This is a genomic window from Pelagibacterium sp. 26DY04 (assembly GCF_031202305.1).
GTDB lineage: Bacteria > Pseudomonadota > Alphaproteobacteria > Rhizobiales > Devosiaceae > Pelagibacterium.
Genome location: NZ_CP101731.1, coordinates 877989 through 892210 on the forward strand (window position 1 = coordinate 877989; position 14222 = coordinate 892210).

At 62.9% G+C, this 14222-nt stretch carries 14 protein-coding genes; 8 read left to right on the forward strand and 6 right to left on the reverse strand.

The features are described from left to right. Positions 1-506 precede the first annotated feature (506 nt). Together NO932_RS04100 and hisG are read left to right on the forward strand one after the other, a co-directional pair. Positions 507-1580, forward strand: a complete 1074-nt coding sequence (locus tag NO932_RS04100) for an ATP phosphoribosyltransferase regulatory subunit (RefSeq protein ID WP_309209810.1) — start codon at positions 507-509, stop codon at positions 1578-1580. Then, on the forward strand, positions 1577-2287 hold the full coding sequence (hisG, locus tag NO932_RS04105) for an ATP phosphoribosyltransferase (RefSeq protein WP_309209811.1): 711 nt from the start codon (positions 1577-1579) through the stop codon (positions 2285-2287). Before NO932_RS04100 ends, hisG begins: the two co-directional genes overlap by 4 nt. Before the next feature lie 411 nt (positions 2288-2698). Here hisG and NO932_RS04110 read toward each other — a convergent pair whose 3' ends face one another. Further along, positions 2699-3082 carry a DoxX family protein gene (locus NO932_RS04110; protein ID WP_309209812.1) on the reverse strand — a complete coding sequence of 128 codons (384 nt, stop codon included), beginning with the start codon at positions 3080-3082 and terminating at the stop codon, positions 2699-2701. A 244-nt stretch (positions 3083-3326) separates the two neighbouring features. Here NO932_RS04110 and NO932_RS04115 point away from each other — a divergent pair, with 244 nt between their 5' ends. Then, positions 3327-4076, forward strand: a complete 750-nt coding sequence (locus NO932_RS04115) for a TSUP family transporter (RefSeq protein WP_309209813.1) — start codon at positions 3327-3329, stop codon at positions 4074-4076. Here the strand turns inward: NO932_RS04115 and NO932_RS04120 are convergent. Next, positions 4073-4852 (reverse strand): sulfite exporter TauE/SafE family protein, encoded by a 780-nt coding sequence (locus NO932_RS04120; protein ID WP_309209814.1) that lies wholly within the window; start codon positions 4850-4852, stop codon positions 4073-4075. The genes NO932_RS04115 and NO932_RS04120 overlap by 4 nt on opposite strands. A 511-nt stretch (positions 4853-5363) precedes the next feature. On the opposite strand from NO932_RS04120, the gene NO932_RS04125 reads away from it, so the two are divergent. Next, complete coding sequence (locus tag NO932_RS04125) at positions 5364-5711, forward strand: DUF1428 domain-containing protein (RefSeq protein WP_309209815.1); 348 nt, start codon at positions 5364-5366, stop codon at positions 5709-5711. Positions 5712-6036: 325 nt separating this feature from the next. Here NO932_RS04125 and groL read toward each other — a convergent pair whose 3' ends face one another. Beyond that, positions 6037-7677, reverse strand: a complete 1641-nt coding sequence (groL, locus tag NO932_RS04130; protein ID WP_309209816.1) for a chaperonin GroEL — start codon at positions 7675-7677, stop codon at positions 6037-6039. A gap of 50 nt (positions 7678-7727) precedes the next feature. Further along, on the reverse strand, positions 7728-8018 hold the full coding sequence (locus tag NO932_RS04135) for a co-chaperone GroES (protein ID WP_309162414.1): 291 nt from the start codon (positions 8016-8018) through the stop codon (positions 7728-7730). 260 nt (positions 8019-8278) lie between these two features. Here NO932_RS04135 and NO932_RS04140 point away from each other — a divergent pair, with 260 nt between their 5' ends. The 4 genes from NO932_RS04140 to NO932_RS04155 all read left to right on the forward strand — a co-directional run bounded on the left by NO932_RS04140 (position 8279) and on the right by NO932_RS04155 (position 12152). After that, entirely contained in the window at positions 8279-9415 is a 1137-nt protein-coding gene (locus tag NO932_RS04140) for a glycosyltransferase family 2 protein (RefSeq protein ID WP_309162413.1), read from the forward strand. Between the two features lie 471 nt (positions 9416-9886). Continuing rightward, positions 9887-11419, forward strand: coding sequence for a glycosyltransferase family 39 protein (locus tag NO932_RS04145; protein ID WP_309209817.1), 1533 nt, complete (start codon positions 9887-9889; stop codon positions 11417-11419). 52 nt (positions 11420-11471) lie between these two features. Then, positions 11472-11621, forward strand: a complete 150-nt coding sequence (locus NO932_RS04150) for a YetF domain-containing protein (protein WP_309209818.1) — start codon at positions 11472-11474, stop codon at positions 11619-11621. Positions 11622-11663: 42 nt separating this feature from the next. Next, the gene (locus tag NO932_RS04155) at positions 11664-12152 is read left to right on the forward strand and encodes an SRPBCC family protein (RefSeq protein ID WP_309209820.1); all 489 of its coding nucleotides are present in this window, start codon (positions 11664-11666) and stop codon (positions 12150-12152) included. Positions 12153-12187: 35 nt separating this feature from the next. On the opposite strand, the gene NO932_RS04160 is transcribed toward NO932_RS04155, so the two are convergent. Further along, on the reverse strand, positions 12188-12724 hold the full coding sequence (locus NO932_RS04160; RefSeq protein ID WP_309209822.1) for a DUF805 domain-containing protein: 537 nt from the start codon (positions 12722-12724) through the stop codon (positions 12188-12190). A 276-nt stretch (positions 12725-13000) separates the two neighbouring features. Then, positions 13001-14209, reverse strand: a complete 1209-nt coding sequence (locus tag NO932_RS04165; protein ID WP_309209824.1) for a hypothetical protein — start codon at positions 14207-14209, stop codon at positions 13001-13003. Positions 14210-14222: the final 13 nt, after the last annotated feature.

Consider the following 14222-nt stretch of genomic DNA (forward strand, 5'->3'; position numbering starts at 1 on the left):
GAACTCTGAACTTGCGTTTGCCCCATTCCCCTTCTCCCCGCTGGGGAGAAGGTGTCCCGAAGGGGCGGATGAGGGGCCTGCAGCACCGGCCAGGAACTCTGAACTTGCGTTTGTCCCATTCCCCTTCTCCCCGTCGGAGAGAAGGTGCCCCGAAGGGGCGGATGAGGGGCCTGCAGCACCGGCCAGGAACTCTGAACTTGCGTTTGCCCCATTCCCCTTCTCCCCGCCGGGGAGAAGGTGCCCCGAAGGGGCGGATGAGGGGCCTGCAGCACCGGCCAGGAACTCTGAACGTTCGTTTGCCCCATTCCCCTTCTCCCCGCCGGGGAGAAGGTGCCCCGAAGGGGCGGATGAGGGGCCTGCAGCGCTTGCCAAACACTCTACGATAGTTTGTGCCCCATCACCCTTCTCCCCTGGTGGGAGAAGGTGGCCGCGAAGCGGTCGGATGAGGGGGGGCAGCCTTTCAACGCTGCGCCAGAGCTTGCGTGTATCTGTCTTGGGAAACCGCAATGTCCGCTAACACCCGCCGCGCCGCCCTCCACGCCCTCATCTCCGCCCCTGGCGTCACGGTCTCCACCCCGCCCATCCTCATCCCGCCCGCTGCTTATTTCGACCTCGCCGGCGAGGAACTTGGCGCGCGCATGATCCTGACCCAGGGCCCGGACGGCTCGGAATTCTGCCTGCGCCCCGATTTCACCCTGCCCATCGCCATCGAGCACATCGCGACCGGCGCGGCCACCCCCGCCGCCTACGGTTATCTCGGGCCGGTCTTCCGCCAGCGCGCCGACGGCCCCGCCGAATTCGACCAGGGCGGCCTCGAACTCCTGGCGCTCCCCGATGCCGACGCCGCGCTCGGCCGAGTCATCGCCTTCGCCCGCGCCGTGATCGACATCTACGACGTCACCGCCCCCATCATCCGCATGGGCGATATCGATCTCTTCGAAACCATCCTTGCCGCCTGCGACATGCCCGATGTCTGGCGCCCGCGCATCCGCGCCCGCTATGGCCACCCCGAGGCCATGACCGGCCTGCTCGATCGCCTGGCCGATCCAAAACCCCCCGCCGCCGGTCCCGCCGGCCTGCCCGAAGGCGACATCGCCGAGTGGGTGCGCGAGCTGATGCTCACCAATGGGCTCAGCCTCACCGAAAGCCGCAGCCCCGAGGAGATCGCCCAGCGCTACCTCGAAAAGCAGGCGCTCGAAGCCGCCCATGTCCCCGGCCAAACCATCGACCTCTTGCGCAATTATCTCGCCATATCCGGCCCGGCCGATAAAGCGCTCGCCGCTATCGAAAGCCTCGCCTCGGCCACCGGGATAAATCTTGCGGCAGCCCTCGCGACCACCCGCCGCCGCTTGGCCCAGCTTCGCGATGGTCTCTCGGGCCATGTGCTGTTCGATGCCGGCTTCTCCCCGCGCCTCGATTATTACACCGGCATCACCTTCGAGGTGACCGGGGCAGGGGGGCTGGTTCTGGTCTCGGGCGGGCAATATGACCGCCTGCTGCGCCGCCTCGGCGCGCCCGAAGATATCCCCGCCGTCGGCTGCGCCGTCTGGGCCGATCGTCTCGAAGCGGAGGTGCAATGATGAGCACCATCATGCTCGCGCTACCCTCCAAGGGCCGCATCCAGGAAGAAGCCATCGCCGTCTTCGAAAAGGCCGGCCTTCCCATCGAACGCCCCGGCGGCGCGCGCTCCTATCTGGGCGAAATGGCCGCCATGCCCGACGTGGTCGTCCGTTTCCTCTCGGCCTCCGAGATCGCCCGCGAACTCATTCGCGGCACCATTGATATCGGCATCACCGGCGAGGATCTGATCCACGAATCCGCCGAGACCGGCCCGCAACAGGTGGAAATCGTCAAGCGCCTCGGCTTCGGCCGCGCCGATGCGGTGGTGGCCGTTCCCGATAGCTGGATCGACGTCACGGCGATGGCCGACCTCTCCGACGTCGCCGCCGATTTCCGCGCCCGCCATGGCCGCTGGCTGAAGGTGGCGACCAAATTCGTCAACTTGACCCGCCGGCATTTCGCCCGCCACGGCATCGCCGAATACCGGATCGTGGAAAGCCTGGGCGCCACTGAAGCCGCCCCCGCTTCCGGCGCGGCCGATCTCATCGTCGATATCACCACCACCGGCTCGACCCTGCGCGCCAACGGCCTGCGCGTGCTCGAGGATGGCGTGATGCTCAAAAGCGAATCCCTGCTGGTCGTCGCCCGCAATGCCGAATGGCACGCCGGCAAGCTGGCCACCCTGAACATGCTCCTCCAACCCCTCGGCGCCGCCGCGTTCTCCTAAGGAAGGGACACCTCGGCGCGCGGCCATTTCGAACTTCTGATGCAGCGCTTACGTTTCTGCCGAGGACCTGCCACCGGCTACCCTTCTCCCCTTGAAGGAGAAGGTGGATCGCCCGCCGGGCGAGACGGATGAGGGGTGCGCTGAGCTTCAGCAAACACCACCGTGGCGCTTGAGATGCTGAGCCCCCTCATCCCCGGCCCTTCTCCACCAGGGGAGAAGAGGGCTCTTGAGACATGCTCCTGAGAAAGCCAGCAACTCTGCGCTCGCGTTTATCCCGTTACCCTTCTCCCCTGGTGGGAGAAGGTGGCCGCGAGGCGGTCGGATGAGGGGTGCGCTGAGTCTCCGCACCCACCTCAGTTCCGGAAAGACCTTCAAGCAGGCGCTGAGCTACCAAGCACCCTGGTGCCCGTATCACCCCCTGCGCTCGTCCACCGACAGCGCACCCGCGCCAAACGCGATGACGTAGAGCATGCCGCCGGTGATCGCGAGGTTCTTCATGAACGCGGTCATCTGGTTGGCATCGGCAAAGTCGGTGTGGAAGATCAGCGCCGAAAGCAGCGTGAAGGCGGCCAGCGCCGCTGCCGCCCAACGGGCCTTAAAGCCAAAGGCCAGCATCAGCCCGCCGACGATTTCGACGATGATGGTGGGCCAGATCAGAATGCCGGGCACGCCATAGGCTTCCATATAGCCCACATTGCCCTCGATGGCGGGGATCTTGTTGAACCCGGCAAGAATGAAGATAACCGCGAGCAGAATGCGCCCGGCGGTCGGAAGATAGGTCTGAAGCGACGTCATGATTGTCAGCGTCCGTCTTGATTTGCGATGACGAGACACTGCCTCAAACCACTCATGTGTAAAATCCGCCCGCTCCCGACAGATTGTTCGTTATTTTCGCACCAATCGCCACCTCCGATTGAGTTGCAAACCGTCGCGGTTCATGCCAGCAAGCGCGGCAGATAAATAAAGGTATCATCCCGGCGTTTCGCGCGAAAGGCCGGGGCGACCGGCGCGCTCGGCGCCTCGTGGAGTAAAGCTTTCCGTGTTCGATATCTGGGTCCTTCTCGCCCTGGGCGGCGTTGGCGTCGTCGCCGGTTTCGTCGATGCCGTGGCGGGCGGCGGGGGCATGATCACCATTCCCGCCCTGATTTCGGCCGGCCTGCCGCCCGTCACGGCGCTGGCCACCAACAAGGCCCAGTCCATCGTCGGCACCACTATGGCCGCCTACACCTACTGGCGCAAAGGCTATGTCTCCCTGCTGTCGCTGGTGCCCTCCATGGCCGCCGCCTTCGCCGGCTCGTTCCTCGGGGCCATCGTTCTCAAGCAGGTCGATACCTCGGCGCTCGAAATCGCCGTTCCGGTGGCCATCATCGCCGTGGCGCTCTATTTCACCCTCTCGCCCTCGATCAAGGATATCGACGGCGCGGCGCGGCTCGATTTTTCCACCTTCGTGCCCGTCTTTGCCTTCGTGATCGGCTTTTACGATGGCATTTTCGGTCCGGGCACCGGCTCGTTCTTCATCCTGGCCTTCGTCGCCCTGTTCGGCCTCTCGGCTGCGCGCGCCTCGGCGCACACGAAGGTGCTCAACGTCACGTCCAATTTCGCGGCGCTGAGCTTTTTCGTCTTTGCGGGCGATGTCATGTGGCCGGTTGCCGCCGTCATGGCCGCCGGCCAGGTGCTGGGCGGCTATCTCGGCGCCATCACCGGCATCCGCTTCGGCGCGAAAGTCATCCGCCCACTGGTGGTCGTGGTCTCCATCGCCCTGGCCATCAAGCTCTTGTTCTTTCCCTAACCGGCCAGCATCTCCCAGGTCTGATATCCGGCGAGACAGATCACCAATATGCCCACCGCATACATCAGCCCGCGCGTGGGCACGCGCTTGACCACCAGCCCGGCCAGCGGCGCGGCCATCAGCCCGCCCACGACGAGCCCTGCCACCGACCATGCATGATCGACGAGTTCGCCCGCTTCCTCCCAGTGGCCCGAAAGCAGCGCGAACAGAAACGCCGCCGAAATGGACGAGGCCAGCAGGAACTCGGCGGCGTTGACAGTCCCGATCACATAGCGCGGCTTGCCGCCCGAGCCCACCAAGGTGGAGGTCACCACCGGTCCCCATCCGCCTCCGCCCGCCGCGTCGGCAAATCCGCCGACAACGCCCAGCGGCGCAACGAAATGGGTCTTGGGGTCGAGCCCTGGCGATACGCCTCGGAACGCGCGATAGAGGATGAAGCACCCCATGATGGTCAGATAGGCGGTAACGAACGGCCGCGCCACGCTGCCATCGACGCTGGTCAACAGATACGCCCCCAGCACGCCGCCCAAAACACCAGCCGGTGCCAGGCGCCAGAACAATCTCCAGTCGATATTGCGATGCGCCACATGGCTGGTGGCCGAAGCCGCCGTGGTAAACACCTCTGCCGCATGCGCCGTCGCCGAGGCATAGGCGGGCGACACGCCGAGACTCAGCAGCACCGTCGAACTGATCACCCCATAGGCCATCCCCAGCGCCCCATCGATGAGCTGGGCCAGAAAGCCGACCACCGCGAACAGTATGAAATCCCCACTCATCAATGTCCTCCTCCGGTGTGTGGAGAAATGCTATCGAATAGTCGACCAAACAAGTAGTGTAATAACGAGAAAAATGTCACCGCCGAGCCCGAGCAACATAGAATGGATTTGCGCGCTCACGGTTCAAAGTTGGCATGGCGATGCAACCTGCGGTCGACAGCACGCTTACGGGAGAGCTGCCGCCGAGCCGGCCGTCCAGCTGAAAAGGGGCAGGTAAGGCACAGCACCTGGCCCGCCCCTCTCGTCGTCTTCATCCCGCAGCTTGACCCGGAGACCCGCATGGTTTCCGCGTCGCTCGGCAGGAGTGTTGTCCAACTCCTCCGGCACTACAGGCAGCACTCGCCAAGTTCACGTTCATATTGATCTGCCCCTCCAAACCGTGGCGCCTCTCCTGCCGACAGCCGGCTGTCTCCGCCAGCGAAAAATCCCGCGCGGATGTCGGCTCGGCGCCCCATTGTGCGTCTTTACTCTGCACTCCCGCACACGTCGCGGGCAGCAGAGGAGATTGATCATGCCCTATATCGAAGGATTTGTTGCCGCAGTTCCCACGGCAAATAAGGACGTCTATCTCAAGCACTCAAGGGAAGCCGCCGAGTACTTTAAAAAGCTCGGCGCTACCCGGCACGTCGAATGCTGGGGAGACGATGTCCCCAAAGGCGAGGTCACCGATTTCTTTGGCGCCGTGAAGGCCAGGGATGACGAGACAGTCGTGTTCAGTTGGGTCGAATATCCCGACAAGGCCACCCGGGATGCCGCCAACCAGAAGATGTCGGAAGATCCCAACATGACCGGCACGGACATGCCGTTCGATGGCAAACGCATGATCTGGGGCGGGTTCACCGTCCTCATGGACGAGTAGCGAGCCTGCAAACGAAAAGGGCAGCGCCGAAACGCTGCCCTTCCCGCGCACAGCGTGCAAGCCAGCCTTGGCTGGCGCCGTCAAAGCTGTGCCACCAAGGATGCGAACGGGAAGCTGGCAAACGAAAAGGGCAGCGCCGAAACGCTGCCCTTCCCGTTCGAGACCCGGAGAGGTCCCAATCCCGTATTCTTAAGGCGCGAAGAGCGCCCGGCCGTCGTCGGCCGCGCCCGCGCAGGGCCAGCGTTCGGCCCAGCGCGGATTTAGCGCGTCGGGCCGAACGCGGTACGGCCCGTGAGCGAAATAGACTCTAAGTCGCGTCAGCGACTTAGAAATCCATGCCGCCCATGCCGCCCATTCCGCCGCCGGCCGGCATTGCCGGAGCAGCTTCCTTGGGCAGTTCGGCAACCATGGCTTCGGTGGTGACCAGAAGGCCGGCAACCGAGGCGGCGTCCTGCAGAGCGGTGCGGACCACCTTGACGGGGTCGATGATGCCCATCTGGATCAGGTCGCCATATTCGCCGGTCTGGGCGTCGTAACCATACTTGTCGTCGCCGTTGTCGAGGATCTTGCCCACGACCACCGAGCCTTCGTCGCCGGCATTGTTGGCGATCTGACGGACCGGCTCCTGAAGCGCGCGGCGCACGATGGCGATACCGGCTTCCTGATCGGCGTTGGCGCCCTTGGCGGCGAGGTTGGACGAAGCGCGCAGCAGGGCGACGCCGCCGCCCGGAACGATGCCTTCTTCAACGGCAGCGCGGGTCGCGTTGAGCGCGTCGTCGACGCGGTCCTTGCGTTCCTTCACTTCCACTTCCGTGGCACCGCCGACGCGGATCACGGCAACGCCGCCAGCGAGCTTGGCCAGGCGTTCCTGGAGCTTTTCGCGGTCGTAGTCCGAGGTGGTTTCCTCGATCTGCGCCTTGATCTGGTTCACGCGGCCTTCGATGTCGTCCTTGGAGCCAGCGCCATCGACGATGGTGGTGTTTTCCTTGGAGATCTCGACGCGCTTTGCGGTGCCGAGCATGTCGAGGGTGACGTTTTCGAGCTTGATGCCGAGGTCTTCCGAGATCACCTGGCCACCGGTGAGGATCGCGATGTCCTCGAGCATGGCCTTGCGGCGATCGCCGAAGCCCGGAGCCTTGACGGCGGCAACCTTGAGACCACCGCGCAGACGGTTGACCACCAGGGTCGCCAGCGCTTCGCCTTCAACGTCCTCGGCGATGATCAGCAGCGGACGCTGGCTCTGCACCACGGCTTCGAGAACCGGCAGCAGGGCCTGGAGGTTGGAGAGCTTCTTTTCGTGCAGCAGGATGAGCGGATCATCGAGCTGGGCGACCATCTTTTCGGTGTTGGTCACGAAATAGGGCGAGAGGTACCCACGGTCGAACTGCATGCCTTCGACGACGTCGAGTTCGGTCTCGGCAGTCTTGGCTTCCTCGACGGTGATGACGCCTTCATTGCCGACCTTCTGCATGGCGTTGGCGATCATCTCGCCGATTTCCTTTTCGCCATTGGCGGAAATGGTGCCGACCTGTGCGACTTCCGAGGAGTTCGAGATCTTGACGGCTTTCGAAGCGAGCTTTTCGACAACTTCGCCCACGGCCAGGTCGATGCCGCGCTTGAGATCCATCGGGTTCATGCCGGCAGCGACGGCCTTGACGCCTTCGTTGACGATGGCCTGGGCCAGAACCGTGGAGGTGGTGGTGCCGTCACCGGCGATGTCGTTGGTCTTGGAAGCGACGGTGCGCAGCATCTGCGCGCCCATGTTCTCGAACTTGTCTTCAAGTTCGATTTCCTTGGCAACCGTCACGCCGTCCTTGGTGATGCGCGGAGCGCCGAAGCTCTTTTCAATCACCACGTTGCGGCCCTTGGGGCCCAGGGTCACCTTGACCGCATTGGCCAGGATGTTGACGCCGCGCACCATCTTGTCGCGGGCGTCGGTCGAGAACTTTACGTCTTTGGCGGACATGCGAGTTTACTCCGAATGAAATAAGAAAAAGACGTGAGAAACGCTGAAAATCAGGCTTCGATCACGCCCATGATGTCGGACTCTTTCATGATCAGCAGGTCTTCGCCGCCGATCTTGACTTCGGTGCCGCTCCACTTGCCGAACAGCACGCGGTCGCCGGCCTTCACGTCAAGCGGGGTCACCTTGCCGCTTTCGTCGCGGGCGCCCGGGCCAACCGAAACGATCACGCCCTCTGAGGGCTTTTCCTTTGCGGTGTCGGGGATGATGATGCCGCCAGCGGTCTTTTCCTCGCTGTCGACGCGCCGGACCACAACGCGGTCATGCAGGGGACGGAAGCTCATGGTCGCTCCTTGGAACGTAGTGTTGAGATCGATTTCCTCCGCTGTTAGCACTCTTTGGAAGAGAGTGCCAACAGCATGGCCGACGAGATAGGGAGACGCTGAAGGGGAGTCAAGCGCGCCGAGGGCAAAAAATTTTGCATCGCCCTGCCGGGCTTGCTATGCGAGGTGCACCGCGACGGCGCGAGATCGAAACCCGCATCCAGGCGGCGCCCCTGCATTTGCACATCCCGGCTATCCTGGGGACAAAAGAAGACGATACAATGACTGCTCTTGCCCCCCACGATTCGCTTGCCGCCCAGTGGACGGCGCCGACCCTTTCGGTGGTCGTTCCCACTTTCAACGAGCGCGACAATATCGGCCCGCTGATCGAAAAGCTCGAGGCCGCCCTCGCCGGCATCGCCTTCGAGGTGATCGTCGTCGACGACGACAGCCCCGACGGCACCGCCGAACTCGCCAAGTCCATCGCGCTGGAAAAACCGCATGTGCGCTGCATCCACCGTGTCGGGCGCCGCGGCCTTTCCTCGGCCTGCATCGAAGGCATGGCTTCCTCGGCCGCCGAATTCGTCGCCGTCATCGATGCCGACCACCAGCATGACGAAACCATCCTGCCCCAGATGCTGCAAAAGGTCCGCGAGGGCGCCGATATCGCCGTGGGCTCGCGCTATACGGGCGAGGGGAGTTCGCAATCGGGCTTTTCCGCCGGCCGCCAGATGGGCTCGAGCATCGCCACGCGCCTTTCGGGCATCCTCACGGGCAAGTCGCTGTCCGATCCCATGAGCGGCTTTTTCCTCCTCCGCCGCTCCCTGTTCAGCCGGATCGTGCCCTCCCTGTCGCGGGAAGGCTTCAAGATCCTGCTCGACATCATCGCCACCGCCAACCGCACCTTGGGCGGTAAGCTGGCGATCGCCGAAGTGCCCTACAGCTTCCGTCCGCGCCATGCGGGCGAAAGCAAGATGAGTCCCCTGATCGTTGCCCAGTTCCTCGGGCTGATCGTCTCCCAGATCTCGCGCGGCTTTCTCCCCACCAGCTTCCTGCTGTTCGCCCTGGTGGGCGCGTCCGGGGTCGTCGTGCACATGGCGGTTTTGACCTTCGTTTTCGAAGGGCTCGATTTCAACTTCGCCAACAGCCAGTTGGTGGCGACCCTCATCGCCATGACCACCAATTATGTGCTCAACAACGAACTGACCTACGCCGACAAGAAGCTGCGCGGCGCCCGCTTCTGGACCGGGCTTTTGAGCTTCTACGTCGTGTGCAGCTTCGGCGCGATCGCCAACATCTCGGTCGCCAGCGTCCTGTTCGAAGCCAACCTCGCCAATTTCTTCATCGCCGGCATCGCGGGGGTGGTGATGAGCGTCGTCTTCAACTACGCCGTCACCCGCGTCTTCACATGGCGGTAGCAAGATGATTGCCGCCTCCCGCGCCTTTGGTCAGCCCCTGGCCCCCGTCTGCTCTCCCCAACCGGGCGAGGGGCTTTTGTGCCAGAGCGCCCTTGGCGTCCTGTCCTTCGCCTCCCTGGGGGAGAAGGTGGCCGCGAAGCGGACGGATGAGGGGGACGCGGCGATGGCCAAGCGTATTGGTTCTCGCGATAATGCCCCACACCGCTCCCGCACCTCTGGCAGCGTTGCGGGTCGCCGGGTCAAGCCCGACAATGACGACCGAGTGGGGCAGGGCGCCGCTGCAAACAAGCCACCTGTCATTTCGGGATGTGCTCCCGGAATCCGGCAACAGAGCTTATCCAGACACATGCCCGGCCGCCCTATGACTCCCAACCCGACGTCTACCCTCTTACCCTTCTCCCCTGGTGGGAGAAGGTGCCCCGAAGGGGCGGATGAGGGGGGGCGCAGCCTCGGCCCGACCCACAGGAGCCCATGATGCCCACTAACCCCCGCATCGGCCCCTTCACCCCCTTCCAGGCAACCCTCATCCTCATCGCCGTCACCTTCGTCCTCCGCCTCATTGGCGCGGCGCTGATCGGCTGGGGCACGGGCGAGGCCTACTACCTGGCGTCGGCACGCCAGTTCCACCTCTCCTATTTCGACCAGCCCCCTCTCTCGCTCTGGACCATCTGGGCAACGCTGCAATTGACCGGTTCGGAAAGCCTGCTGGTCATCCGCCTGCCGTTCGTTGCCATGTTCGCGGTCTCCACCTGGCTCGTGTTCGACATCACCCGCCGCATCCACACCCCGCTCGCCGGGTTCTATGCGGCGCTGATCGTCAATGCCTGCGTGCTGTTCTCGCTCTCGATCGGCTCCTGGACCCAGCCCGACGCGCCCATGCTGCTGTTCTGGCTCGCCACGACCCGCGTGCTGGTCGAAATCTTCTTCGGCGCCGGCGCCAAACGTCCCTACCTTTATTGGGGCCTCGCCGGCCTCTTCCTCGGCCTCACCTTCCTTTCCAAATACCACGCAGCCTTCCTCGTCGCCGGCACCGGCCTGTTCATCCTCTCCAACTCCACCCAGCGCCGCTGGCTCACCCACGGCGCCCCCTGGCTTGCCCTCGCCATCGCGCTGGTGATCTTCTCCCCCGTGATCATTTGGAACGCCCAGAACGATTGGGCGTCCTTCGGCTTCCAGGGCGGCCGCGCCCTCGCCGAATCCGAATTGCGCTGGAACGGGCTCATCCGCATGATCTGGGGCCAGCTCCTCTATATGGTCCCCTGGCTCGCCATCCCCGCCCTCTATATCGGCGGCAAGGCGCTCGCCGCCGGCCCGCGCGGCCAGTTCCCCTCGGGCACCGTGCCGGGCGCGGCCGCGCTGTTCGCCTATATCGGCTGGCCACCCATCGTCTTTTTCACCCTCGTCGCGCTCTGGAGCGATACTCAGTTCCACTTCCACTGGCAGGCTCCGGGCTATCTCATGCTCTTCATGCTGATGGGCGCCTGGGCGGCCAACCGTGAGGGCAGGGGTGTGCGCATCTGGCTCTATGGCTCGGCGGTCGTCACCCTCGCTATCCTCACGCTTCTGGTCTCCCACGCCGCCACCGGGTGGGCGCGCACCGTCTTCCCCGGCGATTGGGAAGACCCTACCGCCCTCCAGCTCCCCTGGACCGAGCTGGGCGAAACCCTTGCCGATCGCGGCGCCTTCGGCCAGGGCGAGTTGTTCGTCGCCGGCATCAACTGGATCGATTGCGGCTATGTCGACACGCAAGTCGCCGGCCGTCTCCCCTTCGCCTGCTTTGGCGACGACACCCGCAATCTCGGCTTCAATTTCGACCCCGGCGCCCATACCGGCTGGAACGCCTACATCGTCGACCAGACCGGCGGCCCCGATCGCGTCATCGAAGCCTATGGCGACCGCTTCGAAACCATCGAGCACCTCGAAACCCTCACCGTCTCCCGCAACGGCGTTGTGGAGTTGACCGACATCCAGCTTTTCTACGCCGAGGGTTTCGCCGGTCGGTAGCGCTGCGCGGCCAGCCCTGCTCGCCCGCGACGGCGTCTTTTGCGAGCAGGCAATGAAACGGGAGCGGGTCACCCATGACGAGGCGCTCAGTGCGGTGCGTGCAGCCGGAGGACAGGACATTTCAAGCGTTCGGTACCTGTTTCTTGAGAGCGACGGTACGATAAGCGCCGCGCTTCGCAACACTGCAACGCACCTTCCCTAACCTCTGCCAATAACCGTGCGCTGAGGAACCGGAGAAGCCACCATGAAGTACACCGTCTCGATCGAGATCGCGCTGCCACGGGAGAGGGTTATCCAACTCCTCCAGCACCCCGCGCAGCGCCCGAAATGGCTGCGGGGCCTGGTGTCGCACGAGCCGCGAAGCGGTGTGGAGGGGCAAGTTGGTACCGTGTCGAAGGTCGTGTTCCAGTCGGGCCGGAAGACCATGGAACTCACCGAAACCATCACGCGCCGCGAGCCGGTCGACCTGCACGGCATCCCGTCAGACCGCGTCGTCCATTATGAGCGCGAGATCGTCGCGGACGGGATGTGGAGCGCCGCACGCGAGCATCTGTCTGAAACGAGCCCCCAGAGTACGCTCTGGGTGAGCGAGAACGAATACCGGTTCAACGGTTTTATGCGATTGGCGGCTCCCCTGATGCGTCCTTTCTTCATCAAGCAGTCGCGGCAGGTGATGGAGGATTTCAAATCCTTCGCCGAGCACGGAACGGACGTCCGCAAAGCGGAAGCCTGACCGTAATCCAACAGCGAGGCACTCCGTCCGCGCAGCTATTTTGCCGGGGCAGGTCCATACTGGTTTGCGCCAGGCTGGGACGGTCGGGTCAACCACCATAGCATCAGAAGGGCGAGAACAAGCTGTACCAAGACCGTGAGCGCCACGCCGAAGCCTCCGAACCACGCTGCCGGAGCGATTAAGACGCTTGGATCATCCAACCTTGTCTCGACAGCCGAGAAAGTCACCACGCCTGCAAGAGCAGCGGCAAGGAAGGCAAACGATAGCAACATGGGCAGCAGGACGTACCAGCCGGGGCGCCCCGTGTCATGCATTCGACGCCACGCGACAGCGAGCATCGGAAGCAGGACCGCCAATTGAAAAATCCCACTGAGAATACGCGGCGCCTCCTCGATTTCCGCACCGGAACCAAAGATGGCCGCGTCCAGAATTCCGAGAATTGCCGTGACGATTACGGTGAACAGAAAAAACCACCAGTACTCCGGCCTGCTGGCTCGCCCGGAAAAATCAGCATACTTGCGGAAGCAAGTTTTGACCGCATCCACTATGCCCATCTGTGCCTTCGATGCCATGTCTGCTTGTGCTCTACCCATGCCACATCACCCCCCGCGACACAGGCTGCGGAAGTTATGAACGGTTTTGCCGCGTTTGTCGCGTGTGACTGTTAGTGGGCCCCAAAGCGGTCGTTTGGCGCGGTTAAATGACCGCGCGATACCTGCCGGTCGTTGCAGTGCCAACGCGTGGCAAATCCAGGCAAGTTGCTGCCCGGCTGCAGCCCCGGCGCTCAAGGTAAGCTGTCCGCTACGGTAGTCTCCGCGAGTATTTTGCGCGGCTTCCCTTGCGAGAAATTATGCGGTTCCCAAGAGACGGCTGTCTGCCCACATTTGGTAACTCGCATAAGGGTGGGGAGTGAACCTGTTCGTAACATCGCGTATTCGCTTACGATCTACTCCTAACTCGCGGAGCGTTGCCAAAACCGCCAGCGTCTCGACTGCTGAAGTTGCGATGACAAACTCGCGAAAATTCTCTTCAATGGCGCCGTGAGAACCGTGGGCTGCATCGTTCCGAAGCTTGATGGCCAGCCTACAGTCTTGTTCGATGCTCGCGCCGAGTACGTCTTCCCCGAATGTGGTCCGAACGTCCCTGATCGCCTGATTGAAGCGTTCGGCCAATGGAAGCCTGACTAGCTCGTTGAGCACCTGGGACAGGCGCTCTGAAGGGACGCCTAGTCTTTCGAAGGAATCCAGGTTGCGGGCATCTCTTCTAAAGCGCGTGAGCGCAGTTTGGGTTAGACCACTGTCGAGCTTGTAGTCCGGGATGGACTCGAACCAGGCCATCACCTTCATGAGCTTGCTGCGGTCGGTTACCTCTCCCGCCTGCACGAACTGAGAGGCCAGCCAGTAAGTGACCTCCCACTGCTTTTGACGAGCAAGCCAGATAGCAAGGGCTTTCTCGGTAATTTCTCTGTCAGAGCGATTGAACACGCGAAATATCTGCTCGACACCAATGCGTTCAACCTGTTCATAGTCTGCCGGCCGCCAGTTTCGATAGAGAGCAAAGGCGCTGGGCGCTTCAACTTTGCCGTCGCCTTCTGATTGCACTGCCAGTCCTGTTTCTCTCAGCGGCCTGCCCTCTGAGAGCGCGAATAGGGTCTGGATGTGAAACGGCACCTGAAGGGATTCCTCGAGAGAGACCGCTTTGTCATAGCGGACAGAAATCCAAGTCGGGTCGTCGTTTATGTCCTCTAGTCTGGCTACCGAGATTGCGGGGATTTTGGAAATGACCACCTCGTATCCTTCGCCGCGCACACGCATGATTTCGCTGCGTGTTGGAATGGTACGATTGACATATACAACCGCGTCACCGTCTTCTTCGAAATCATACTCCTTATGGTCCCCGTACGAGAGCGACCCTGTCGCCGCCGGAAGGCAAAATTCGAAGATTGATACCCTGTCCACCTCACGCCATTCCCGACCCCCGAGAAGAAGGTAGCTTGCCTTAAATTGATGATTGCGAGAGCCTGTTGATATCGGCGAACAGCCCAGCAATGTCGCCATTTCGCCGGTCTCT